This window comes from Streptomyces sp. GB4-14, from assembly GCF_022696125.1.
GTDB classification, from domain to species: domain Bacteria; phylum Actinomycetota; class Actinomycetes; order Streptomycetales; family Streptomycetaceae; genus Streptomyces; species Streptomyces werraensis.
In genome coordinates this window covers 527,894-552,006 of record NZ_RZHO01000002.1, presented here as the reverse complement: position 1 = coordinate 552,006, position 24,113 = coordinate 527,894, and the positions used below count along the sequence as shown (strand labels likewise).

Here is a 24,113-nt window from a genome sequence, read left to right as displayed (position 1 = left end):
CCCTTCCGGCCGGCCCGGGGGAGCGGCCTTGATGACTGAGACCCGTGGCGGTGGGTGCGGCGGCTACCGCACGGGGGCGGAGCCCGGGGACGGCTCGTCGGCGGCGGTGCCCCGGCTGCCCGGCACGTCGCTCTGGTAATACTCGAGGAACGCCTCCTCCAGGTCCGGTTCGGGCGCCGTGAGCGTGGTGATCCGGTGCCCCGCCAGGAGCTTCAGGAGCGGGTCGGGCGATCCGGTCCAGGCCAGGCTGACCTCCTGGCCCTCGGGCCTGCGCCGTTCCACGTCCGACGCCCCGTCCAGGGAGGCCAGCGCGGTGAGCGGGATGTCCTCGTCCTCCGCGAAGGTGATGTGGAAGCGCTGCGCGGCCCGGCGGCGCAGCTCGTGCGTCGGGCCGGAGGCGGCGAGTCTGCCGCCCTGGAGCACCGCGACCTGGTCCGCGACCCGCTCGACCTCGGAGAGGATGTGCGAGGAGAGCAGCACGCTCTGCCCGTTGTCCCGGGCCTCCTCGACCGTGCCGAGGAACACCTGCTGCATCAACGGGTCGAGCCCGTTGGTCGGTTCGTCCAGGACCAGCAGTTCCGGCTTGGCCATGAAGGCGCCCACCAGGCCGACCTTGCGGCGATTGCCCGTGGAGAGTCCCCGTACCTTCCGTGACGGGTCGATGCCGAACCGCTGGACCAGCTCGTCCCGGTAGGCGGTGTCGGTCAGCCCCCGAAGCCGCCCCCAGGACGCCAGGGTCTGCCCGATGGTCAGCCGCTCGTCCAGCCGCAGTTCGCCGGGCAGGTAGCCGATACGCCCCCGGACCTCGGGCCGGACCGGGTCCTGGCCGAGGACCCGGACCGCGCCGGACGTGGGCCGGGACAGGCCCATGAGCATGCGGATCGTGGTGCTCTTGCCGGCTCCGTTGGGGCCCAGATATCCGTACACCACGCCCTGGGGGACGGTCAGGTTCAGCCGGCTCAGCGCGGTGAAATCACCGAACTTCTTGGTGACGTCGGTACATTCGATGAGAGGGGTCACGTCTCTTTGCTCTCCTCTTGCGCCCACGGCTCGTGCGTCCACGGCCGGCCGGTGTGGCGGGCGTCGGGGGTGGAGGGTGGGGGGTCGGCATCTGCCGTACGGCAGGACACGTACGGCACATTCAGTATTTACTGAATTTGATCAACAGGCTATCGGGGCGGCTCACGTGCTGCAACGAAGCACCTGGCCCCGTGGCTCGAAACGTTCAGGCCGCGGCGGCGTCAGGAGCGGTGGTCCGAGGGCGGGGAGGGCTCCCGGTTCGCGGCGGCAGCCGCCTGCCACCAGTAGCCGTTCTCCACTCCGAGCGCCGCCGTGCGGTCCAGGTGCCCGGAGTCCCGCAACAGCCGGACTCCTGCCCCCAGGAGTGCCGGATCACCGGCGGCCACCGACGCCGCCAGCGCCTGTGCCTCGGCGAGCGCGTCGCCGTCGGGAACGGTGCGCTCCACCGCGCCCAGCCGGGCGAGTTCGTCCGCCCGCAGGCGCTCGCCGGGGATCAGCAGCATCCGGGCGGCCACTCCGCGTCCGGCCCGGCGCAGCAGCGAGTGGACCGCGCCGCCGCCGGGGACCGCGCCCACCCCCAGCTCCGGAAGGCCGAACAGCGCACCCTCGCCGGCCACCACCAGGTCGCAGGCCAGGGCGAGTTCGAGGCCGCCCCCGAGGGCGTACCCCTCGACGGCGGCGATCACGGGGAAGGGAGCCTCGTGCAACGCCGCGAACACCGTGCGGAAGTGGGCCCGTCGCACCGCGCGGCGCGACAGGTCGTGCCAGTCGGGTTCACCGGTGTCGGCACCGCTGGAAAAGGTCCCACCGGCCCCCGTGAGCACCAGCGCACCGGGCGCCGTACCTTGTCGGCCCGTCAAGTCGCTCAACTTCGACGCCAGTTGCTCCAGCATCGCGGTGGACATCGCATTGCGGCGATGCGGCCGGCGGAGCGTCAGGGTGACCACCCGCCCGCTCTGCTCGACGAGCAGGGGGTCCTGCTCCGCTGCGGCCGCCGTCTCGGACAGGGTCATCCGCAGGGCCTCAGCATCCTGAACAGCTCCTTGCGCCCGGACACGCCCACCTTGTGGAAGACCCGGCTCGCATAGTTCTTGACGGTCTGCTGGGTGAGGCACAGCTCCTGGGCGATCTCCTCGTTGGAGCGGCGGCGCAGTAAGAGGCCGAGGATCTCCTCCTCGCGTCCGCTCAGCTTCCATGTGCCCCACACGCCGGTGTCCGGGGCCGGCTGCGGGGGTTCGTCGGCGCCCAGATGCCAGAAGCTGCGCCCGCTCAGCACATCGTGCAGTCCCTTGACGATGGACTCGGGCGGGCACGACTCGTGCACGAACCCCGCGGCCCCGCCCCTGATGCACTCCACCACGCTGCGGGGTGCGTTGTCCCTGCTGTAGAGGATGACCCGGGTTCCGCTCCAGTAGGACCGGTTGCCACGGACCTCCGGCCACTGCTCGTACTCCACGAGCGCCACATCGGGCCGGCCGCCGGGGAGGGTGTCGACAGCGGTCGGGTGGGGACAGCCGCCCAGCACGGTGACGTTCGGATCGCCCCGGAACAGGTCGAGGATCGCCTTGCGTATCAAAGGTGACGAGTGCAGGACGATCAGCCCGCGTCCGCCCGTCTCGGCCATACCAGAACCCCTCGTACTCCAACGGCGCCGGTCGGGCGCCCTGTCGTTCGGCATATTGTGAATGTGATGAACCGCACTGGCGGGATGATGCCCACCCCGCCGATGGCAAGGCCGCGCCGGTGCGGTGCCGGAGCGGCGTGGAAGCGGAGCCGGTGAGGCTCACGGGCGCGCGATGTATTGTCGCGGGGATACTGCCGGGTAATCAGGTGGGAAGAAATTCCGGGCCGGCAGTTATTACTGGCGCGTAGACAGTCTGCGTGTGAATGGGAATCCCTGTGCAGGACGCTTCCGCACCGTGCTCGGTTCCACCCTCATGGACCTTTGATTCCAGTTTTCGGTGCGGGTGTTAAGGCTCTGTGACATCCTCGGGAACAGTGGACCGGCGTGTGTACGCGGGCGGTGCGGCAGGCGCAACCTGCCCGGATGGCGGTGGTCCGGCATGACGACCCGCCTTGTCACGCGGGTAAAGCCTAACCCCGGAGGGTTATTTGGCTGAGGCACGACTTCCCCCTGATGGCGCATTGCAACGCGGTGGTCGCTGAAGGCCGCACGGGGCGAACCGCTGCGAGAGTTCGGGCCCCGAATCCGGGCCAATAGTAACCTCCGCAGCCTCCACTGTCACGCAGCGGATTATTGCCCGGCAGTCAAGAATGCCCGCCGCGATTTGACGCATCCTTTGTTCGACGTCGCACTTTCCGCGTGTTGTCGGTTATGAAGAGACATTACTGGCATGTCCGCTTTTGCTGGCGAGGTGCGGACGGGCGCTCTAGCTTCGGCGGTCGAGGCTTGTCTGTGGCCCTCATGGCCCCGTGGCCCTGCGGTTCGGCCAGACCAAGCAGGTGCCTGCGGGACGAACCGGTGCAGGGCCGGCCGTTGTTCGTGGTCATGTGATGGGCCTCTCTGTGCGGTGCGCCGGTCTGCGAGCAGAAACGCTAGTCCCCGCGCGGGCCAGGCGACGTTGCGCGGACGCCGCCGTCGCCGTTCTGTGAAGCGACCGAGACATGGGTCGGGGGGATCGGTGCCCGCGACCAGCGGGACCCACCCGCCCCGCGACACCACCGCCTTCGGCACCGCGGGGGGACAGGAACGCGACTACCGCCGGTTGCCCTGCGACGCGCTGCTCGCCCGGCACACCGGCCTTGGGCTCGACGCCGACCTCGCCCGCGGGAGTCGGGGGCCCTTTTGGCGATCCGCGGGGACGGGCCGCGGCACTTCTCCCTGTTCCTGATCAACCACACGGAGGACACTGTGACCGTGCCTGTCGCCGGCGAGGCCCTCGCCCGGGCCGAACTCACGGGCGGCCGGGACGTGGCACCGCCCGGGCCGGTGGTCGTCGTCCGCGAGGACCACGCGCCCGTCCCCGCCTGATCCGCGTGCGAGACTCCGGATGAGGTGCGGCCACGTGACCGCCGCCCCCGCTGGCCCGGTGCCCCGTCCTCCGCCGGCACGTCAGGCCGGGTGAGGCTGTACGAGGCCGGCGGCACTGTGCTGCTGCGCACGGCTCGCGGCGCCTACGTCTTCCGGGTGGACTGCGCCGCCGGCACCGTACGGCACGTCCACTGGGGTGCCGCGCTGCCCCTCGCCGACGCGGCCGCGCTGCCACTGTGGGAGCGACCGCGACAACAGCTTCGCCGGCCGCTGGGACGGCACCGAGGAGTACCCGGCCGACGGTGGCCCCCGCTTCGGCACGCCCGCCTTCGAGGTGCGCTTCGCCGACGGCAGCAGTGACTATTCCCGGCGCGGGGACGGATCCGGCGGGAAGGCCAGGCCGGTGACGTTGCCGGCCTGGACGATCGGGCCGTGCTGGGTGCCGCCGGAGACGGTGTTGTGCACGGTTGCTGGGCGGCCCGCTGCGGCCGCCAGTCGGCCCAGCGACGCCCGGAGAGCACTCAGTTCCTCGCCGGTGAGCGCCCCGGCTTCCACCAGCTCGCAGAGACGAGTCTGCCACTCGGCCGCGATGCCGGTCGCGGCCCGCCCGTCCGCCGCGGTGCCCGTGAGGAGCAGCCGCGCACGCGCGTCATCCAGGCCGGTGATCGCGGCGGTGTCGGCGCCCGCACGTGCCAGGAACCGGCCCATCAGTGCGCGGGCGTGAGTCCAGGAATCGGTGACCATGAGGGAGACCAGGGTGGTGGCCCCCGATGCCGCCATCGCGGCCAGTTCTGCGTCCATCGCGTCCTCCTGGATGCGCAGGGATGAATTCTTCCGGTCGACGGTCAGACCGTGTCGGTCGGCGACCCGGGGTCGGACGCAAGTTCCGCTCCGGTCTCGGGAGCGGGAGGTCTCGGCGGATCGAATCGGCGTAGGAGGTCCTCCGCTGTCTCGTGGCGGTTGTGCTGCTCGACGAGCTGCGAGAACTGTCGGGCCAGCATTGCCCGCCGGTCGTCGTCCTCCGCGAAGCCCATGGCTTCGAAGAACCCCGACAGGTGGTCTGCAGCCGAGGGCTCACGGGCCGGGAGATCGGCGGACACCGTGCCGATGTCCGGGGTCCAGGGTCCTCCTGGCCGGTTCGGCAGCATCTCGAGCAGGCGCTCCGGGATGTCGGCGTCGTTGGCAGCGGAGGTCAACTGCGCCAGCAAGGGGAGGTCGGCCACGGTCTTGGCCACGTGCTCGTCGTTCCTGGTGAGCCACCACACGACGGCGCTGCCGGTGTCCTTGAGGACGTCCTCGCCCAGATACCGGCGCTTGCTCTGCTCGTACTTGCGCTGGTGCTCCCAGACCGCCTCGTCCTTGCGCACGCCGGCGAGCCGATTCAGACGCTCCTGGTCCTCGTCGGGCAACGTGAGGTTGATGTCCTCCGCCATCGCCCGGAGGTGGTCCGTGGAATCCGGGCACATGCGGCTGAGGGCGCCACCGAGTTCGTGCTGAAGGAGCGAGGCGTGGCCGGGTTCCCGCTTCTCGGCAATCGCGCGGGCCCGGCTGAGGACCGCGTCGACGGCGAGGCCGGCCGGGTTGACGACCGTGCCACGCCCCGAACCGTCGGCGAAGCACCACCGTACAGTCGCTGAGAAGACGAAGTGGTAGTCGTCCCAGAGGCTCGGCAGCGCGACTCGGTTGACGCGGTACTCGGTTCGCTCCACTGGCGCAGCCGTGAGCTGCTCCTCGAAGCTGACCGGCACCGGGCCGCGGCCCTGCGAGGCCACCCGGAAGGTCACCGCGGGCAGCACGAGAAGAAGTGCGGCCAGCGCCGGCCAGGTCCAGCCGGGCCACCGCTGCACCAGGCCGACGATGGTGAGCAACAGGCCGCACATGACAGTGAGGAACACGGTCGTCGTCTTGCGTGCGGTCGTCATGATCGCCCCTTTCTGGCCGATGCTGACGGGGCGGCAGGATCGAGGTTCTGTGCCACACCGATTTTGTGGAGCAACAGATCGGTCGTCTCGGTGGAGTGGGCGCCGACGCCCGGAGAGGTGAACTCCGCCTGGCGTGCGGACGCGTACAACGCGGCGAACGCAGCGCCCCGGCCCTCCCCGCATCGGTCGGCGGCAGTGACCAGCAGGTCGAGGAGGACCTCCCCCCGGTCACCGGCGCCCTCGGCCGCCCAGTGCAGCCAGCTCTGTATCTCTGCCCGTGGTGTCACGCGTCGGCCTTCCGGCCGTGACACCGCGTGGGTCAGCACGGCACGCCAGCACGTGATCAGCGAGCGTCGTACCCCGTCCTCGTCGACCAGGGCGCGAGTGGTGACGGAGGGGTCCGTGAGCGGCTCCGGATCGCTGACGCGCAGAAAGATGGCCAGGTCGGTCGGTGCGAGGTCGCCGCGTGCCAGCCGGTCGAGCAGCTTTCCGCGTAGCCGTGGGCTGTCGGCCACCAGGTGGCGCAGGGCCTGCAGCGCGTACGCCGTGCCGCGCTCACGCAGGGCGAGATGGTGCAGCCGGACCAGGGCGTGATCCGGATGGTCCAGTGCGAGGATGTCGGCGCAGACCTGGACCAGTACCCGGGCGAACTCATCGGTCAGCCGGCGGTACGCGCACCACTGGTAGATCCGCTCGCGGAAGTCCCTGCCGTGCGCGGGGTGCGCGAGACCGCAGGTGAGCGCCTGAACCGCGGCCTCCGACCGGGCTCTGCCCGCTCCCTGTGCACTCCACCGTTCGGCGAGCGCGGCGAGCGCGTCGGGCCGCCCGGTTCGCAGATACTCACCAGCCAGCCGAGCCACCAGTCCGTCACGGACGTCCGGCACGAGATGCGGGTCGCCCGACTCGACGACCAGCGCGGCCCACGCGCCGAGATGCGGCCGCAGGTCAGGCATGTGGTCCCAGAAGTGGGCCCGGACGGCGGAGTCGTAGTCCAGCTCGGTGAATCGCACGCGACCGTCCGGTCCGGGCCGGGCCGAGATCTCCGACAGCCGTTGGGCGAGATCCTTGCGCTGGAGGAGCGGAGTCTCCTCCTCGGGGGCCCCGACCGTGCTCAGCAGAAGTGCGGCCGCCCGGTGGACGACGTCGGCGTGCGCGCCGTGGAGCATGGACACGGCTACCATCAGGGCGCGTTGGGAGGCATCGTGCGAACCGGCGACGCGGTCGGCGACTTCGGCGCGGCGCCCGGCGCGCGCACGTTTCGCGGCCGCGCACCACTCGGGAAACCCCTGGCCGGGCCCGGCCGCTTCGCGGGCACGGCGTATGCGGTCGGCGAAGTCGGCGATGTCCCGCATGGGTTTGTGTTCGCTCAGGAACTCGTCGACAGTGACGTCATTCCGGAGGAACTGCTCGCACGGCACGCCGTGGGCGCGCAGGTGTCGTCTGAGAACCTCGATGGGGAAGGCCGGCGGTCCGATCTCGACACGGAAGTGCTGCAGGTCGGGATCGAGAACCCCTTCGTGCGGCATGACGACGACGAGATGGGCCCGCCGCTCGCGGACCATCTGGCGCAGGGAGGGAAGGCCGCCCCGGGCCGCGTGCCACAGCCCGGCCTCCGCGGTGGACAGATCGAGCAGCAGCCGGTCGCCCGGGTCGACGAAAGCCGGTTCGTCCAGCGGCAGCTCGTCCAGCTCGGCAGGCAGGATCTCTCGGAAGGCCCCGCCGGGACGGTGGTGTTCGCGCAACAGTACGCGAGCCGTGGCGGAGCGGCCGCTGCCAGGAACACCGTCAAGGATGACGGTGCCCGTCTCCTCGAGCGTGTCGCGTGCCCTTCCCATGTTGACCGGAGCGACCAACACCCGTCGGTTCCAGCGCAGTTGGTCATCGGGAAGCTGCCGGAAGACCGGCTTTCGGGGTTCGTGGGCAGCGGAGCCGAGGCTGACGTAGATATGGCCGTCGCCCGTGTGCGTGACGCCCTGCGTGCTCTCGACCTGGGTGGTGTGTTCTGTGGTCACCGTCGGTCGTCCCGGGGCTGCTCCGGTTCCCCGAACCGCTGGTGGACGTCCCCGTGGTGATTGCCCTCGGTGTACGTCGTCCCGGTGCCCGAGATGTAGCGGTCGCCCGACACATGGCGTGAGTTGTTGTAGATGCTACCGCTGCCCGTGTGGACCGTGCCTCGGGAGTTCTTCACGATCGTGCCGCCGACGTCACCGCTGAAGTCGCCCGCTTGGACGGACGTTCCACTCACGTCCCCGATCGAGTTGTGCACGCTGGTCGACGTCGGCGACGGCTCGCCGGGCTCGATCAGGTCCCTCAGCTCGGGCACCAGCTCGGCGACCAGATCGCCGATACGCCGGACCCCGGCCTCGGTGTCGTGAGTGCTGTCGAACGGCACGGACTGCAGATCGGCGAGGCGCGCCAGCTCGGGAGGCATGGCCGCTTTGTTCAGCCGGTCGGTCTTGCGGCCGTCCAACACGGGAACGACGACGAGCCCACACTCGAACGCGGCCTCGATCTCCTTGCGCACCCAGTCGTCGGGATCTTGCAACCGGTTGCGGAAGTTCGCCCAGTCCGGTCCTATGACGGCCAGCAGCACGCAGCTGTGGCGTAACGCGGTCAGGAGAACCTCGGGGTAGGCCTCCCCCGGGGTGATGGACCTGGACGCGCGGAAGACGCGGTCCTGGCCGAAGCGACGTGACAGCTCCTGGTCGAGGAGGGCAGCGGTCCGCTCGCCGTCGCCGGTGCGGTAGTTGATGAACACGTGGGGCATGCCAGTGACTCCTTCAGATGGTGGAGGGGCGCGACAACGTGCCGAGTCGCGGTCCCAGCCGGCGTACGGAGGAATGGTTCGCGTGGCGCGCCAGGGCGCGGGCGAGCCGTCTCAGGTCGGTCGTGACCGTGGCGGAACCCACGGCCTCCACTCCGTCGAGCAGGGGCGCCGCCAGGTCGCAGGCGTGGTCGATCTCGCCGGCCGACGCGTAGGCGAGTGCGCGGCGGACGCCGTACCTGACCTGGGTGCGAACCGCGTCCTCGCCGACCAGGGCGAGCTGTCGGTCCAGTTCCTCGCTCGCCTCCCGCGGCTGTCCGAGATCGACCAGGCACCAGCCGGTGACCATGCCGACCGGATCGGGAAGGTGCATGGTGCCGATCACCGGCTCGTCGGTCCCTTCGTCCTGGAGAGACAGAAGCGCACGCGCGCGGTCTAGCGCGTCCAGACAAGCCCGGCGGTCACCCGCCAGGGCGTGGCCCTGGGCTTCGCGCTGTGCAGCGAGCCCGCGTATCCGCGGGGGCAGGGTCCTGCTCTGTGCGCGACGGGCCAGAGCGACTGTCTGCTCGGCGTCGTCCCGGTACAGCGTGATCAGGGCCCGGCGGACCAGCGCGTAACCCGCCAGTGCCCGGTCGCCGCCGACGGCCGCCAGATCGACCGCGCGCTGCGTCCACCACAGAGCCGCCCGCTCGTCCCCGGTCTCCTGCACCAGCCAGCCGACGTATTCGGCGTACCGGGACCCAAGGGCCAGCAGGTGGCGACGGGTGCCGCTGTCACAGTGGGCGGACAGTTCCCGCAGGGTGTGGGTCTGTGCGATCAGAACGGGCAGGAGTAGACCGGGCGCCACCGTCTGGCCGAGTCTGCGGTAGTGGGTAAACAGCGAGCGGGAGGCTTCCACCATGTCCGCGCCCGCAGCTGGCGAGGCCAGGCCCGCGCTGTCGGACCGCCACCCCATCAGCGAAGCTGCACCGGCGCCTATGGCATCCCGTCGACTCAAGGGCTGGAAGGTGTTCGGGCCGTCCGGCGACAACTGCATGATCCAGTCCTCCTCATGGACAAAGCCCGGTGCCGGATCGACGGGCGGGTCGGTGGTCTCTGGTGCGAGCAAGGACAGCAGGGCCCCGCCGGCCCCGAGGGCGGCGTCACACAGGCGGGCGAGATCACGGCTGGGGGTCTTCAAGCCCCGCTCCACCTTGCTCAACTGCGCCTTGCTGTAGTGCACGGAGCCGGACAGGGCGGTGAGGCTGAGCCCTGCTTCCAGACGCCGCTTCCTCAACTCCTCGCCGAACCCGGTGGACGGCTGTGGCACGGAAACCTCCAACCCCTCCCGCCATCGGCCGAGTCGGCGCTGCACACAGCGTGCGGCAGTCTGGCCAGGGCGGACAATACGATCGATGCTGTTTCCCGTTTCCTTCTCCGCCATGGGAACGCGACATGCGCGGCAGGTAGGACCGGAGAGACGGACTATCTGGAAGTCGTGCCGAAAAGGGAGGCGATCGTGCAGGGCATCAGGCCGTCGGCGCGGGCGGCCGACCGGTCCCGCTACCTGCGGGATGCCCTGACCGTCGCTCGCCGGGTGCCCTCTCGTCCACTGCGCCGGCGCCATGAGCCTCCTCGGGACCGTCGTCGTTCCCGACGCCGAGACGGAAGCCGCAGCCGACTCCATCGCGGCGGTCCTCCGCGTGACCTGCTGTGCGCCACGATCACCCGCGCCCGCGAGCGGGGCTGGTCCTAGATCGGCAGGGCAGCTGGTTGCTACGCCACCTCGGGTTGTACGGGTAGGCCCATGATGAGCGTCCGAGGAAGGGGCGGGGCGGTGCCCGACCCGTACATACGGCAGGGGAGCTCCGTTTCCGCCATGCCGCCGCTTCCCAGCAGCGATACTGGATGCATGGACTCGACGATCACCGCCCACCGCGCCCAGGTACTGCGGGACCGCTACCGCAGCCGACTGCCCGAGCGCTTGCAGGAGCTGGCCGGCCCTGTCGAGGGCAACGTGGACCTGCCGCTCCACATCGTCTGGTCCGGGCGGACCAGCTACAACCTGGACCGTCCGAAGTCCCGCATGACGCTCTACCGGACCGTCCTCGCCGAAGGACTCCGTGAGGACCTGGTGGCACTCCTGCACCATCGGCTGCTCACCGAGCAGTGGCCCGTGCTGCGGCGCTTGATCAGCCCCTACATCCGCGAGGTCTGGGAGGACGCTTTCCCCGAGCTGCTCAGCACCGCTCCGGCCGACACGGCCGCCGCGTGAAGCTCACTCCGCTCCACGAGCGTCTCCTCGCCGACATCCTCGACATCGGCTCCCCCTACCCTCTGGTCCTCACCGGCGGATACGCCGTGCAGGCCCACGGCCTGGTCGAACGCTTCAGCCGCGACCTCGACGTCGCCACCGAGAACCCCGCTTCGATGCAGGAGATCGTCGCCTCACTCACAGCGGGTCTCAGCGAGCGCGGATGGCGGACCACGCACGTCCAGACCGATCCGCTCAGCGGCCGATTCCTCGTCACCGAGCCGGACACCGGCGAGGAGTGCGAGGTCGACGTCATCAAGGAGGCGTTCTGGGCCCCTCCCGCTCAGACCCCCTACGGTCCTGTTCTTTCCCTCGATGACGTGATCGGCACCAAGGTCCGTGCCCTCGCCGACCGCGGCACCGTCCGTGACCTCATCGACGTCCAAGCTGCCTCCCGCGACCGCTCCACCGCCGACCTCGAATCCCTGGGCCGCCGTCGTGCCCACGACGAGTTCAGCCTTGAAGAGCTCCGGGACAGGCTCATTGGCGCGGAGTGGTACGAGGATGAGGACTACACCGCGTATGGGCTCACCTCCCGCCAGATCGACGAACTCAAGGCGTGGGCACTGGAGTGGGCGGAGGATCTGGGCGCGCGGATCCATGACGAGAACGCCTGAGAAGGGGCATCGCGCGGGGCAGCTGAGCGATGCCCCGCAGTGGACGCACGGCGAAGCTGGGCGGCGATAACGGTCAAACACTGCATCCCGCTCCCGCTCCCAACACTGTCCGCGAAGCCGGATCCGCGGGCCGATAGGCCGGCCGCAGATCTCGGACCCGGTCCTTGTGCCCGGTCAGGCTGCGGTCTCAGCCGATCCGCTCAACGATCACCGTTGCCGGCATATCGGGCCCACTGCTCGAGCGGTTCACAGCATCCGGTCAGCATGAGTCGCCGGCCGTCCCTGGAGGATTGCTCGAACAGACGCCGGTGCGGCGCGAAAGCCTAGGCGTGAAGCCGTCTCGCCCGAGCGGAGCGATGTTCCTCACCATTCTCGACCGGCGTGTTCCGGTGTACAGTCGACACCGCCCTTGACCTGCACAAAGCAGGCAGGGAGCCGACTTCCAGGAGTCCAACGTGCTGCGCACCATGTTCAAGTCCAAGATCCACCGCGCCACCGTCACTCAGGCCGACCTGCACTACGTGGGATCCGTGACGATCGACGCGGAGCTGCTCGAGGCCGCCGACCTGCTGCCCGGTGAGCTCGTGCACATCGTCGACATCACCAACGGCGCCCGGCTCGAGACGTACGTCATCGAGGGGGAGCGCGGGTCCGGTGTGATCGGGATCAACGGGGCCGCCGCCCACCTGGTGCACCCGGGCGACCTCGTGATCATCATCAGCTACGCCCAGGTGACCGACGCCGAGGCGCGGGCACTCGAACCGCGCGTCGTCCATGTGGACGCCGGCAACCGTATCGTCGCCCTGGGCGCCGATCCCTCCGAGCCGGTTCCCGGGTCGGACCAGGAGCGCAGTCCGCAGGCCGTGGCCACGGCCTGAGGGGCGTCGGGGCGACGACCGAGCAACCGAAGACGAGGAGCGTGACGGGCGTGGGCGGAGTCGAGATTCGTGACGACCGGGGTGCCGGGCGGCTCGAGGCGGTCGAGGGCGGTGAGGTCGTCGGGCGGATCGAGTATTTCGTCCTCGACGAGCCGGCTCCTGCTCTGGTGCCGGTGCACACCGTCGTCGAGCCCGCTCACGAGGGCAAGGGCATCGCCGGGTCGCTCGCCCGTGAGCTGTACGCCCTCGCCATGCGTGAGGGTGTCGTGGTCGCGCCGCTGTGCCCGTACGTCGTCCGGTGGGCCTCGCGGCATCCGGAGGAGGCTCCTGCTGCTGATCCGGAGTTGTTGCGTGCGGCCAAGCAGTGGCTGGCGGCGCATCCCGGGCGGTTCTGAGAGGGGCGTGCTCGGGCGGGGCCGGGTGGGACGTCGTTCCTTCCGTGCGCCGCCCGGCCGTCATGCCTTCACGCGCCCGGGTGACTGCGGGAGAGGGCGCCGGGTAGGCGGGGGAGTGTCCGGACCAGAACTCATGTCGACCGAACGGTCGGAGGACACGCGTCATGACCAACCCGTACCCGGATCCCGTTCCGCCGGGGCCCACGCCCGGTCCCGCTCCGGGGCCGGATCCCGCACAGCCGCCCGCGCCTGATCCGGGGCCCGCGCCTCATCCGGGGCCCGCGCCTGAGCCGCCGCAGCCGCCGCCCGGGCCCGGACCTGAGCCCCAGCCGCCCGGGCCCCATCCGCCGCAGCCGGGGCCGCCGCCTGAGCCGTCGCCGTCTCCGGTTCCTCCGGGGCCGGAGCCGGTGCCGAGTCCGGAGCCTGGGCCTCCGCTCACCTGAGTTCTGCCCGGCGGGTGCGTGGGGGTTGCTCGCGCAGCTTCCCGCGCCCCGCGGGGTGTGGCGGTCGCGCCGTGCCAGAAGCGGCCGCGCGCCCCATGAGGGGTTGCCGTCCCCGCGCCCGAGGGGGCGCCGGGAACTGCGTGACCGGCCCCACCTGCCCGCACGGCCAGGAGAGGGGCCGGCCCCTTGCCTTACGCCGAGACCTCCGACCTGTCCCCGCCCCACAGCGTGTGGAACGAGCCGTCGCGGTCCACGCGGCGGTACGTGTGCGCGCCGAAGAAGTCCCGCTGGCCCTGGGTCAGCGCCGCCGGGAGGCGTTCCGCCCGCAGTGCGTCGTAGTAGGCGAGGGCCGCGGCGAAGCCGGGGGTCGGGACGCCCTGGCGGGTGGCCGCGATCAGGACCTCGCGCCAGTCGTCCTGGGCCTGGGCGATCTCGCGGGCGAACGTCTCGTCCGACAGCAGGCTCGGCAGGTCCGCCCGCGTGTCGTACGCGGCCCGGATACGGTCGAGGAACGCCGCGCGGATGATGCACCCGCCGCGCCAGATCGCCGACACCGCGCCGAGGTCGATGTCCCAGCCGTACTCCTGGCTGCCCGCGGCGATCTCGTGGAAGCCCTGCGTGTACGACACGATCTTCGACGCGTACAGCGCCTGCTCCACCCGGTCGGCGAACGCCGAAGCCTCCGCCTCGCCCATCGGCGTCGGCGTCGGGCCCGCCAGGCCCCGCGAGGCCTCCCGCAGCGCCACGTGACCCGACAGCGAGCGGGCGAACACCGCCTCCGCGATCCCCGACACCGGCACGCCCAGGTCCAGGGCGATCTGCACGGTCCAGCGGCCCGTGCCCTTCTGCTCCGCCTGGTCCACCACCACGTCCACGAACGGCTTGCCCGTCGCCGCGTCGACGTGCGACAGCACCTCGGCGGTGATCTCGATCAGGTACGAGTCCAGGCGACCCGTGTTCCAGGTGCGGAAGATCTCCGCGATCTGCGCGGGGGAGTACCCGGCGACGTCGCGCAGCAGCTGGTACGCCTCACCGATCAGCTGCATGTCCGCGTACTCGATGCCGTTGTGCACCATCTTCACGAAGTGGCCGGCGCCGTCCGGACCCACGTGCGTCACGCACGGCGAGCCGTCCTTCGCCTTCGCGGAGATCTTCTCCAGCATCGGGCCCAGCGAGTCGTACGACTCCTTCGGGCCGCCCGGCATGATGCTCGGCCCGTGCAGCGCGCCCTCCTCGCCGCCGGAGACGCCCATGCCGACGAAGTGGATGCCCTGCTCCCGCAGCGCCCGCTCACGACGGCGGGTGTCCGCGAAGTGCGCGTTGCCGCCGTCGATGATCATGTCACCGGGCTCCAGCAGCGGGGCGAACTCCTCGATCACCGCGTCCGTCGGCTCCCCGGCCTTCACCATCACGACCAGGCGCCGCGGCCGCTCCAGCGCCGCCACGAACTCCTTGGCCGTCTCGGCCGCCACGAAGCTGCCCTCGTGCCCGAACTCCTCCACCAGCGCGTGCGTGCGGGCGGCGGTCCGGTTGTGCACCGCGACCGTGTAGCCGTTGCGGGCGAAATTGCGGGCCAGGTTACGGCCCATGACCGCGAGCCCGGTGACGCCGATCTGCGCTGAACTGCTCATAAGGGTGACTCCTGGTGACCTCGGTATCGGTGCCGCCGGGTGCCGGTGCTGCCGGGTGGACGCCCGCCGGTCCTGACATCGACCATCCTTGCGTGCCGCACTCGCGTGCGCATGCGCGGGTCTTCGGGACCCGCCCAGGCACATACGCGCGAAGGCGCCCACCGTACTCAGCGTTCCGGCCGGTCACCCGCGGCCCGCCCCGTCCCGGTGCGGCCGGCCACCCCCTCCGCGCGCCGGTCCGGCGCACGCCGCGACACGCTCCCGCGTCCGGCGGCAGGCGCCCGCGCACGCTCCCCACCGGCGGCAAACAGGGGCGCAACGGGCGTATCTTCCACGCCACTTGGCGCATCCGTGCGGCCGATAGCCGCCTTGTCACGGCCTGTTCGCAGCGCTTACTTTTGCCCCTCCTGACGCATTGTCGAGGGGGATTCCATGGCCGTGCGCGGCCGGCACCGCCGGTATCAGCCGAACAGGATCAACCGGGCCTCGCTCACGGTCACCGCCGGTGGCGCGGGCATGGCCCTCCCGCTCATGGGCACCGGTGCGGCGCAGGCCGCCGACGTGGACACCTGGGAGAAGGTCGCCGCCTGCGAGTCGACCGACACCTGGGACATCAACACCGGCAACGGCTACTACGGCGGACTGCAGTTCAGCCAGTCCACCTGGGAGGCGTTCGGCGGCACCCGGTACGCGCCCCGAGCGGATCTGGCCACCAAGGACCAGCAGATCGCGATCGCCGAGAAGGTCCTCGACGGACAGGGCCCCGGTGCCTGGCCGACCTGCTCGGTACGCGCCGGACTCACCCGCGACGGCGCAGATCCGGACATCCGCCCGGCCACCGACCGCACCCGGCGCGACGACCGCCGCACCTCCGTCGAGGACGTCCGGCCGACCACCACCCCCCAGGCCCGGGCCGGCCGCGCCGAGATGTACACCGTGGTGCGCGGCGACACCCTGTCCGGCATCGCCGAGCAGGAACACGTCCGCGGCGGCTGGCAGGGGCTCTACGAGGCCAACAGATCCACCATCGGCGCCGACCCCGACCTCATCCTCCCGGGCCAGCGCCTCGATCTCACCGGCGGAACCGGCGCATCCAGCGGTAAGCCCAAGGCGCCCGCCAAGCCGTCCTCCGCGTCGCCGAAGCCGTCGGGCAAGAAGGCGGCCGCACCCAGGACCGAGCAGAAGAAGACAGAGAAGACAGAGAAGAAGGACGCCCCCAGGACCGGGAAGCGGACCGAGGATCGCGCCGATCGCTCCGGCTCCGCCTCCACCGCCGCCAAGCGCGTCGCCCCCGTCAGCGCCGCCCTCGGCACGCCGTACCACAAGGCCGGGTCCGCCTGGTCGAAGGGCTACCACACCGGCGTGGACTTCCCCGTCCCCACCGGCACGCCCGTGAAGTCGGTCGGCGCCGGCACCGTCGTCGCCGCGGGCTGGGAGGGGTCGTTCGGCTACCAGGTCGTGGTGCGGCACGCCGACGGCCGGTACAGCCAGTACGCCCATCTGTCGGCGATCTCCGTGAGGAACGGCCAGTCCGTCGGCGCGGGCCAGCGCATCGGACGGTCCGGTTCCACGGGCAACAGTTCGGGCCCGCATCTGCACTTCGAAGTGCGGACGGGGCCCGGATTCGGGTCGGACGTCGACCCGCTCGCCTATCTGCGCGCCGGCGGTGTCAAGATCTGACGGGCGCGGTCACGATCTGACGCGACCGGTCAGGATCTCACACGGACGAGGTGCCGGTCGTCCATCGGCACCGGCACGTACGGGCCGCCGTAGAAGGGCGCGTACGGCATGACCGGCACCGCCGTCGGGTCCACCGCGTCCGGCCCGGCGGCCGCCGCAGGCACGGTGACCGACGACGTGGCGACCTCCGGCAGCGTCACGTCCTGAGGCACCTTCAGCTGCGCCAGCAACAGCTCGGCGGCGGCATCCTCCGCCTCCCGCCCGGCAGGCACGGGACCGGACCCGGCGGCGACGGGAACGGACCCGGCGGCCACCGGAACAGGCGCCGTCCTCGCGGCACCCTCCCGCGCCAGCCGCTCCGTCGTCAGCAGGATCAGACCACCCGCCGCCACCACCCCACAGCTCAGCGCCAGCGCGGTGCCGGTCGTGCCGTGGCGGAAGGTCTCTCCGAACATCGTGATGCCGACCGCGGCCGCCACCACAGGATTCACCACCGTGAGCGTCGCGAGCGGGGCCGTGAGGCCCGCGCCCCGGTAGGAGGCCTGGGACAGCAGCATGCCCGCCGTCGCCAGCACGCCGATCACGCCGAGGGACGGCAGGTCGCCCGCCGACACCCCGCCCGTCCAGTCCACCGCGACCGTCTTGGTGAAGACGGAGGACATGCCGAACGCCACACCGGCCGCCGTCGCCAGCAGGATGCTGCGCACCGCCGGGTGCCGGTGCACCGCACGCGCCGCGACCATCAGCGTCACGACCGCCGCCGCCGTGCCCACGGCCGCCGCGACCCGCTGCGGACCGTCCAGCGACTGCGCGCCCGACGCGCCGACCAGCGCCAGCAGACCCGCGAGACCCACCGTCGCCATCAGGGCGCCCCGCCAGGCGGTCGCCCCGGCCTTCCGGCCGACGAACAGCGCGGCCATCGGCAGCGCGAACACGATCGTGAGGGCGCCGAGCGGCTGGACCAGGCTCAGCGGACCGTAGGCCAGCGCCACCACGTGCAGAAGCGCGCCCAGACCGTTCAGCGCGACCGCCGCCCACCATGCGGGCCGGCGCAGCGGCGCGTACTGCCGCGCGCCGGACGAGGACAGCGCCACCTGCTCCTGCACGATCGCACCCCCGGCGTACGCCACGGCGGACACGAACGACAGGAGCACGGACAACGCGAGGGCGCTCATCGGCAGCTCCTCTGCGTGAGGCGGGGGCGGTCTGCCCGGCGCGGCGAACGGTCGGCTTCCATGACCAACACCTTGCCGCGTCAGGGTGTTCCCCGTCGTCGTCCCTGAGCACCCAATGCGTCCTACTGCCGATGGAGTACGGGGACGCCCCTGTCATCCCCTGGGTGGGCACCGTAGGACCGAGGCCCCTGACAACCACCCCTGAGAGACTTGGTACCACTGCACCTCGTGGACCTCGACCCCCGCCTCACCGCCCTCCGTGCCCTCGGTGGCTTCTTCGCCCTGCGCGTGGGGGAGGACGCCGACCGTCGCCTTCCCACGCTCGCCCAGGCATACGGCCCGCGCCGTCCGGACGTTCAACACGCCTCCGCGTCCGACCCCCTGGCCGTCCGCGTGCGCCGCGTCGCCGCCGCCCTGCGCACCCAGGAGCCCCGCGTCGCCGCCTCCGTGGCGCACCAGGGTCTGGCCGCGCGCCTGTGGTCCGTGGCCCTGGGCTGCGCCGCGCTGTACGGGGCCGTCCCCGACCTCGCCCCCGGCACGCTCCGCTGGGACCCGGAGGGCAGCGCCCCCGACGACCTGCACCTCCCCGAGGTCCGCCCGCTCCCCGGTGACGCGGCGACCGTCACGGCCGTCGTCCTCCGCGGTCACCTCGAACCTCTCTGCGCCGCCCTCCGCGCCCGTCACCGCGTCGCGCCCGCCCTCCTGCGCGGCAACGCCGCCTCCGCCCTCGCCGCGGCCGCCCGTGAGATCACCCGCCACGCCCGCCCCGACGCCGCCGCCCGGGCCGCCCGGCTCTCCCGCGACCTCCTCGCCCACCCCCTCCTCTCCGGCGCGGGCGGCCTCACCGCCACGGGCTTCCGCCGCCGCAGCTGCTGCCTGTACTACCGCGTCCCCGGCGGTGGCGTCTGTGGCGACTGCTGCTTCGAACGGCCGCCCCGGTCTTCCCCGCGCGCCCCCTCTGCGTGACCATGGGAGGGACGTCCGCGCAGACAGGGGGTTCAGGGTGCGAGTGGGACTGCTGAGCCGGGAGTACCCCCCGGACGTGTACGGCGGCGCGGGGGTCCATGTGGAGTTCCTGGCCCGGGAGCTGCGGTCCCTGGTGGACCTGGAGGTGCACTGCTGGGGCGAGGGCCGCGCCGACGGCGTGCTGCGCCATCGCTCCTGGTCCGCGCTCGACGGCGCCAACGACGCCCTGCGCACCTTCTCCGTGGACCTCGCCATGGCCGCCGCCCTCGAAGGCCGCGAGCTGGTGCACTCCCACACCTGGTACGCCAACCTCGGCGGCCATCTCGCCAAGCTGCTGTACGGGATCCCGCACGTGGTGACCGCCCACTCCCTGGAGCCGCTGCGCCCCTGGAAGGCGGAGCAGCTCGGCGGCGGCTACGCCCTGTCGAGCTGGGCGGAGCGCACCGCCTACGAGGCCGCCGACGCGGTGATCGCCGTGTCCGGCGCCATGCGCGACGACATCCTCGACTGCTATCCGGCCCTCGACCCGGCGAGGGTGCATGTCGTCCACAACGGCATCGACACCGCCCTCTACCGCCCCGACCCCGGCACCGACACCCTGGACCGGATCGGGCTCGACCGCTCCCGGCCCTACGTGCTCTTCGTCGGCCGGATCACCCGGCAGAAGGGGGTGCCCCATCTGCTGCGGGCGGTGCGCGGCATCGACCCGGCCGCGCAGGTGGTGCTGTGCGCGGGCGCCCCGGACACCCCGGAGATCGACCGGGAGTTCCGCGAGCTGTACGAGGAGCTGAGCCGGGTCCGTGAGGGCGTGCACTGGATCCCGCAGATGCTGCCGCGGCCCGAGGTGATCCAGCTGCTGACGCACGCGACCGTGTTCGCCTGCCCCTCGGTGTACGAGCCGCTCGGCATCGTCAACCTGGAGGCGATGGCGTGCGGCACCGCCGTGGTCGCCTCCCGCGTCGGGGGCATCCCGGAGGTCGTGGACCACGGCAGGACCGGGCTGCTGGTGGACGTGGACGACGACTTCGAGGCGGAGCTCACCCGGGCACTGGACGCGGTGCTCGGCGACCCGGACACCGCACGGGCCATGGGTGAGGCGGGCAGGGAGCGCGCGGTCACCGAGTTCGGCTGGGAGGCGGTGGCCCGCCGCACGGCCGGGCTGTACGAGGAGATCCTCCGGCAGGCTTAGCCCGGCCCGTCCGGGGCAGTCATGGGAAAACTCGGCGTGAGGGGAGCGGCCATGCGTCGTGGTGGTCCTTCGGTCCTGGGAATCGTGCTGGCGGGCGGCGAGGGCAAGCGCCTGATGCCCCTGACGGCGGACCGCGCCAAACCGGCGGTCACCTTCGGCGGCACGTACCGCCTGGTCGACTTCGTGCTGTCCAACCTGGTGAACGGCGACATCCTGCGGATCTGCGTGCTCACCCAGTACAAGTCGCACTCGCTGGACCGGCACGTCACCACCACCTGGCGGATGTCCAGCCTGCTCGGCAACTACGTCACCCCGGTCCCCGCGCAGCAGCGTCTCGGCCCGCGCTGGTACCTGGGCAGCGCCGACGCCATCCTCCAGTCGCTGAACCTGATCTACGACGAGCGCCCGGAGTACGTGGCGGTGTTCGGCGCCGACCACGTGTACCGCATGGACCCGCGCCAGATGCTCAGCCAGCACATCGAGAGCGGCGCCGGCGTCACCGTGGCCGGGATCCGGGTGCCGCGCGCGGAGTCGTCCTCGTTCGGCGTGATCACCCCGGGCTCCGACGGCCGCACCGTGGAGCGCTTCCTCGAGAAGCCGGCCGACCCGCCCGGCCTGGCCGACGCCCCCGACTGCGTGTTCGCCTCCATGGGCAACTACATCTTCACCACCAAGGCGCTCGTCGAGGCGCTCCAGCGGGACGCCGAGGACGAGGACTCGGTGCACGACATGGGCGGTTCGATCCTGCCCCAGCTCACCGAGCGGGGCGAGGCCCACCTGTACGACTTCAGCACCAACCACGTGCCGGGGGAGACCAGCCGTGACCAGGGCTACTGGCGGGACGTCGGCACGCTCGACGCGTACTACGACGCCCACATGGATCTGATCGCGGAGCGCCCCGCGTTCAACCTCTACAACCGCCAGTGGCCCATCTACACCCACTCGGGGCAGCTCTCGCCGGCCCGGTTCAACGCGGGCGGCATCGCCAGCGAGTCGATCATCAGCGCGGGCTGCCTGATCCGGGGGCAGGTGACGCGGTCGGTGCTCTCGCCGGGCGTGGTGGTCGACCCGGGCGCGGTGGTCCAGGGGTCGGTGCTGCACGACAACGTGCACATCGGGCGGGGCGCGGTGGTGCGCGGGGCGGTGCTGGACAAGAACGTCGAGGTGCCGCCGGGCGCGACGATCGGCGTCAACCCCGGACGGGACGCGGAGCTGTACACCGTCTCGAAGGGCGGCGTGATCGCCCTGGGCAAGGGTCAGTTGGTGCCCTGACAGCCTGCCGAGGAGGCCCCGGTCGCGCGTGACGACCGGGGCCTTTGTCATGTCCCTGGACTCATGGAGGAATCCGTGCTGTTATGCCAAGTGATGTTCTTTGACAACGTTGTACGGGACTGACAACGCACAGAACAGAACATGCACAGCGAGAGCCGTCACTTCCTCACCGACGGAGGATCCGTGCGCATCAGACGACTCAGGAACCGTTTCGCCCTCCTCCTGGCCACCGCGCTGGGCGTCACCGGCCTCACCGCGACCGGGCCCGCCTCGGCCGCCGCGGAGGACGACCCCGTGGCGATCCACGGGCTGAAGGGCGAGTACTGGACCCACTCCGCCCCCGGCGCCTTCGACTTCCACGAACTCAAGGCCGTCGCCTTCGACCCCCGGCTCGACTTCGACAACCTGGAACCGCGCCTGAGCCTCACCACCGGCCAGGCCGACGACGTCAGCGTCCGCTGGACCGGCAGGATCGTGCCGGAGGCCACCGGCGCCCATACCTTCTCGGTCAGCTCCGACAACGGCTTCCGCCTGTGGGTCGACGGCGCCCTCGTCATCGACCACTGGATCGACGACTGGGACAACGAGCAGACATCCGAGCCGGTCCAGCTCGTCGCCGGCCGTGCCCACGACATCAAGGTCGAGTACTTCGAGCACTACGGCGGCTCCAACTTCCACCTGCGCTGGACCCCGCCCGGCGGAGCCAAGGAAGCGGTGCCCCGGTCGGCGTTCCGCCTCCCGGACGGCTTCGACTACGACGGCGCCCTCGCCGCCACCGTCCTCGCCTCCGGACGCACGCTCAAGCTGGACTTCCCCAAGCCGCTCGCCACACCGCCCGCCGGCTTCACCGACCACCTCGACGCGGTGATCGGCGGCGCCAGGTGGCCGCTCACCTCGGCGACACCCGACCCGGACGACCCGAGGGCGCTGCTCGTCACCCTCGCCGAGCCCGTCGTCGGCAACAAGTCCGGCACGGCCCGCGGCAGCGCCGACGTCCGGTACGACGGCCGGGGCGGACTCAAGGCCGCCGACGGCGACCCCGTGGACGCCTTCCTCAGCAGCGGACCCAACCGCTCCACCCACGAGCTGCGCACCCGCTGGGCCGACGAGGTGGGCCCCGGCAACGCCCACCCCGAGTATCCGCGCCCGCAGCTCACCCGCTCCGCATGGCGCAGCCTCAACGGCCGCTGGCAGTTCGCCGCCGCCGAGGAGGGCGAGCGCCCGCCCGTGGGCCGCACGCTGAAGGAACGCATCCTGGTGCCGTACCCGGTGGAGTCCCAGCTCTCCGGCATCCAGCGGCACGAGGACCGCATGTGGTACCGCCGCACCTTCACCGTCCCGCGCGACTGGCACATCGGCTCCGGCAAGCGGCTGCGCCTCAACTTCCAGGCGGTCGACTGGCGCGCCGAGGTCTACGTCAACGGCATCGAGGTCACCGCGCACGAGGGCGGCTACGACAAGTTCTCCGTCGACGTCACCGACGCGCTGAGACGCGGCGGCCCCCAGGAGCTGATCGTCGGCGTCTACGACCCGACCGACGCCGCCGACGGCGAGAATCCGCCGATGGGCAAGCAGCGCCTCGACCCGAGCGGCATCTGGTACACACCCAGCTCCGGCATCTGGCAGACGGTCTGGATGGAGCCCGTCGCCCGTGACCACGTGGACTCCCTCCGGCTGATCCCCGACGTGCAGGGCGAGCGGCTCACCGTCGAGGCGAAGGGCGTCCGCGACGGCCTTCCGGTCACGGCCACCGCGTACGACGGACGGCGCAGGGTCGCCACCGCCACCGGCCGCACCGGGCAGCCGCTCTCCCTGAAGATCAGGAAGCCGCGCCTGTGGTCGCCCGACGACCCCTTCCTGTACGACCTGAAGGTCAGCGTCGGCGCCGACCGCGTGAACAGCTACTTCGGCATGCGCTCCATCGCCGTCGAGAAGATCGACGGGGTGCCGCGCACGGTCCTCAACGGCAAGCCCGTGTTCCTGATGGCGACCCTCGACCAGGGCTTCTGGCCCGACGGCCTGCACACCGCGCCCACCGACGAGGCTCTCGCCCACGACCTCAAGGTCCACAAGCAGCTCGGCTTCAACTCGGTGCGCAAGCACATCAAGGTCGAACCCGACCGCTGGTTCTACTGGGCCGACCGCCTCGGACTGCTGGTGTGGCAGGACATGCCCTCCATGAGGGACGCCCGCACCCCGGACGCCGAGGCCCGCGCCCGCTACGAGCGCGAGATGAAGGAGATGATCGACGAGCACATCAGCAGCCCGTCGATCGTCATGTGGGTCACCTTCAACGAGGGCTGGGGACAGTACGACGTCGGCCGGATCGCCGCCCAGGCCAAGTCCTGGGACCCCAGCCGGCTGGTCAACAACCAGTCCGGACTCAACCTGGGCGCCGACGGCGGCACCGGCGACATCATGGACGAGCACGGCTACCCGAGCCCCGCCCTGCCGCCCCGCCCGGACGGCGAACGCGCCCTCGTCAGCGGCGAGTACGGCGGTCTCGGCCTCGCGGTGCCCGGCCACGCCTGGCCCGTGCAGCAGTCGTACGTCGACGTCGACCCGGCGACCTACACCGACGACTACCTCACCAAGCTCGACGAGGTGCGGGCGCTGGTGTGCCGGGGCGGCAACGGCGCCGTCTACACGCAGATCTCCGACGTGGAGGGCGAGCTGAACGGTCTGCTCACCTACGACCGGCGGGTGATGAAGCCCGACGTGGAGCGGGTGCGGGCCGCGCAGCAGGACCTGATCCGGGACGCCTCCCGAGCCCGGCCCGCGGGCTGCCCGGCCACGGACTGACGGGCCTGGGGCACGGGGCTCCCGCCCGTCCGGGTGGCGTACGTCCGGGTGGCGTCCGTCACCCCGCCGGACGG

At 71.4% G+C, this 24,113-nt stretch carries 19 protein-coding genes; 9 read left to right on the top strand and 10 right to left on the bottom strand.

The genetic code is table 11. From position 1 onward, the window contains the following. Positions 1–63 precede the first annotated feature (63 nt). From ELQ39_RS03725 to ELQ39_RS03690, 8 genes are all read right to left on the bottom strand, one after another. Positions 64–1,020, bottom strand: coding sequence for an ABC transporter ATP-binding protein (locus ELQ39_RS03725; protein ID WP_242590981.1), 957 nt, complete (start codon positions 1,018–1,020; stop codon positions 64–66). A 221-nt stretch (positions 1,021–1,241) separates the two neighbouring features. Next, positions 1,242–2,033, bottom strand: coding sequence for an enoyl-CoA hydratase/isomerase family protein (locus ELQ39_RS03720; protein ID WP_242590980.1), 792 nt, complete (start codon positions 2,031–2,033; stop codon positions 1,242–1,244). Next, complete coding sequence (locus ELQ39_RS03715) at positions 2,030–2,644, bottom strand: response regulator transcription factor (RefSeq protein WP_190001845.1); 615 nt, start codon at positions 2,642–2,644, stop codon at positions 2,030–2,032. The genes ELQ39_RS03720 and ELQ39_RS03715 overlap by 4 nt, the downstream gene beginning before the upstream one ends. Before the next feature lie 1,728 nt (positions 2,645–4,372). Beyond that, on the bottom strand, positions 4,373–4,813 hold the full coding sequence (locus tag ELQ39_RS03710) for a hypothetical protein (protein ID WP_242590979.1): 441 nt from the start codon (positions 4,811–4,813) through the stop codon (positions 4,373–4,375). A 44-nt stretch (positions 4,814–4,857) separates the two neighbouring features. Beyond that, complete coding sequence (locus ELQ39_RS03705; RefSeq protein ID WP_242590978.1) at positions 4,858–5,934, bottom strand: hypothetical protein; 1,077 nt, start codon at positions 5,932–5,934, stop codon at positions 4,858–4,860. Continuing rightward, complete coding sequence (locus ELQ39_RS03700; protein WP_242590977.1) at positions 5,931–7,946, bottom strand: hypothetical protein; 2,016 nt, start codon at positions 7,944–7,946, stop codon at positions 5,931–5,933. Before ELQ39_RS03700 ends, ELQ39_RS03705 begins: the two co-directional genes overlap by 4 nt. Then, entirely contained in the window at positions 7,943–8,701 is a 759-nt protein-coding gene (locus ELQ39_RS03695; protein ID WP_242590976.1) for a toll/interleukin-1 receptor domain-containing protein, read from the bottom strand. Before ELQ39_RS03695 ends, ELQ39_RS03700 begins: the two co-directional genes overlap by 4 nt. A gap of 13 nt (positions 8,702–8,714) precedes the next feature. Continuing rightward, the gene (locus tag ELQ39_RS03690) at positions 8,715–10,007 is read right to left on the bottom strand and encodes a helix-turn-helix domain-containing protein (RefSeq protein ID WP_242595535.1); all 1,293 of its coding nucleotides are present in this window, start codon (positions 10,005–10,007) and stop codon (positions 8,715–8,717) included. A gap of 582 nt (positions 10,008–10,589) precedes the next feature. Between ELQ39_RS03690 and ELQ39_RS03685 the strand changes: the two genes are divergently transcribed. The 4 genes from ELQ39_RS03685 (at position 10,590) to ELQ39_RS03670 (ending at position 12,881) form a co-directional block, all read left to right on the top strand. Next, a complete protein-coding gene (locus ELQ39_RS03685; RefSeq protein WP_242590975.1) occupies positions 10,590–10,952 on the top strand; it encodes a hypothetical protein in 363 nt (120 codons plus the stop codon). Then, positions 10,949–11,608 (top strand): nucleotidyl transferase AbiEii/AbiGii toxin family protein, encoded by a 660-nt coding sequence (locus ELQ39_RS03680; RefSeq protein WP_242590974.1) that lies wholly within the window; start codon positions 10,949–10,951, stop codon positions 11,606–11,608. The genes ELQ39_RS03685 and ELQ39_RS03680 overlap by 4 nt, the downstream gene beginning before the upstream one ends. Positions 11,609–12,063: 455 nt before the next feature. Then, positions 12,064–12,486: an aspartate 1-decarboxylase gene (panD, locus tag ELQ39_RS03675; RefSeq protein WP_242590973.1), complete on the top strand. Its 423-nt coding sequence runs from the start codon at positions 12,064–12,066 to the stop codon at positions 12,484–12,486. A 50-nt stretch (positions 12,487–12,536) separates the two neighbouring features. Then, positions 12,537–12,881: a GNAT family N-acetyltransferase gene (locus ELQ39_RS03670; protein ID WP_242590972.1), complete on the top strand. Its 345-nt coding sequence runs from the start codon at positions 12,537–12,539 to the stop codon at positions 12,879–12,881. A gap of 634 nt (positions 12,882–13,515) precedes the next feature. On the opposite strand, the gene gndA is transcribed toward ELQ39_RS03670, so the two are convergent. Continuing rightward, complete coding sequence (gene gndA / locus ELQ39_RS03665; RefSeq protein ID WP_242590971.1) at positions 13,516–14,955, bottom strand: NADP-dependent phosphogluconate dehydrogenase; 1,440 nt, start codon at positions 14,953–14,955, stop codon at positions 13,516–13,518. A 432-nt stretch (positions 14,956–15,387) separates the two neighbouring features. Here gndA and ELQ39_RS03660 point away from each other — a divergent pair, with 432 nt between their 5' ends. After that, the gene (locus tag ELQ39_RS03660) at positions 15,388–16,635 is read left to right on the top strand and encodes a transglycosylase family protein (protein ID WP_242590970.1); all 1,248 of its coding nucleotides are present in this window, start codon (positions 15,388–15,390) and stop codon (positions 16,633–16,635) included. 29 nt (positions 16,636–16,664) lie between these two features. Here the strand turns inward: ELQ39_RS03660 and ELQ39_RS03655 are convergent, their stop codons facing one another. After that, on the bottom strand, positions 16,665–17,810 hold the full coding sequence (locus tag ELQ39_RS03655) for a DMT family transporter (RefSeq protein WP_242590969.1): 1,146 nt from the start codon (positions 17,808–17,810) through the stop codon (positions 16,665–16,667). 228 nt (positions 17,811–18,038) lie between these two features. Between ELQ39_RS03655 and ELQ39_RS03650 the strand changes: the two genes are divergently transcribed. From ELQ39_RS03650 to ELQ39_RS03635, 4 genes are all read left to right on the top strand, one after another. Continuing rightward, positions 18,039–18,776 (top strand): (2Fe-2S)-binding protein, encoded by a 738-nt coding sequence (locus tag ELQ39_RS03650; RefSeq protein WP_242590968.1) that lies wholly within the window; start codon positions 18,039–18,041, stop codon positions 18,774–18,776. Positions 18,777–18,813: 37 nt separating this feature from the next. Continuing rightward, positions 18,814–19,965, top strand: coding sequence for a glycogen synthase (gene glgA / locus ELQ39_RS03645; protein ID WP_242590967.1), 1,152 nt, complete (start codon positions 18,814–18,816; stop codon positions 19,963–19,965). 51 nt (positions 19,966–20,016) lie between these two features. After that, a complete protein-coding gene (glgC, locus tag ELQ39_RS03640; RefSeq protein WP_242590966.1) occupies positions 20,017–21,237 on the top strand; it encodes a glucose-1-phosphate adenylyltransferase in 1,221 nt (406 codons plus the stop codon). 183 nt (positions 21,238–21,420) lie between these two features. Then, positions 21,421–24,039, top strand: coding sequence for a PA14 domain-containing protein (locus ELQ39_RS03635; RefSeq protein WP_242590965.1), 2,619 nt, complete (start codon positions 21,421–21,423; stop codon positions 24,037–24,039). Positions 24,040–24,113: the final 74 nt, after the last annotated feature.

Coding starts and splice junctions, on each gene's coding strand:
- ELQ39_RS03720 (WP_242590980.1), bottom strand. CDS start 2,033: ATGACCCTGTCCGAGACGGCGGCCGCAGCGGAGCAGGACCCCCTGCTC.
- ELQ39_RS03715 (WP_190001845.1), bottom strand. CDS start 2,644: ATGGCCGAGACGGGCGGACGCGGGCTGATCGTCCTGCACTCGTCACCT.
- ELQ39_RS03710 (WP_242590979.1), bottom strand. CDS start 4,813: ATGGACGCAGAACTGGCCGCGATGGCGGCATCGGGGGCCACCACCCTG.
- ELQ39_RS03705 (WP_242590978.1), bottom strand. CDS start 5,934: ATGACGACCGCACGCAAGACGACGACCGTGTTCCTCACTGTCATGTGC.
- ELQ39_RS03695 (WP_242590976.1), bottom strand. CDS start 8,701: ATGCCCCACGTGTTCATCAACTACCGCACCGGCGACGGCGAGCGGACC.
- ELQ39_RS03685 (WP_242590975.1), top strand. CDS start 10,590: ATGGACTCGACGATCACCGCCCACCGCGCCCAGGTACTGCGGGACCGC.
- gndA (WP_242590971.1), bottom strand. CDS start 14,955: ATGAGCAGTTCAGCGCAGATCGGCGTCACCGGGCTCGCGGTCATGGGC.
- ELQ39_RS03660 (WP_242590970.1), top strand. CDS start 15,388: ATGGCCGTGCGCGGCCGGCACCGCCGGTATCAGCCGAACAGGATCAAC.
- ELQ39_RS03655 (WP_242590969.1), bottom strand. CDS start 17,810: ATGAGCGCCCTCGCGTTGTCCGTGCTCCTGTCGTTCGTGTCCGCCGTG.
- glgC (WP_242590966.1), top strand. CDS start 20,017: ATGCGTCGTGGTGGTCCTTCGGTCCTGGGAATCGTGCTGGCGGGCGGC.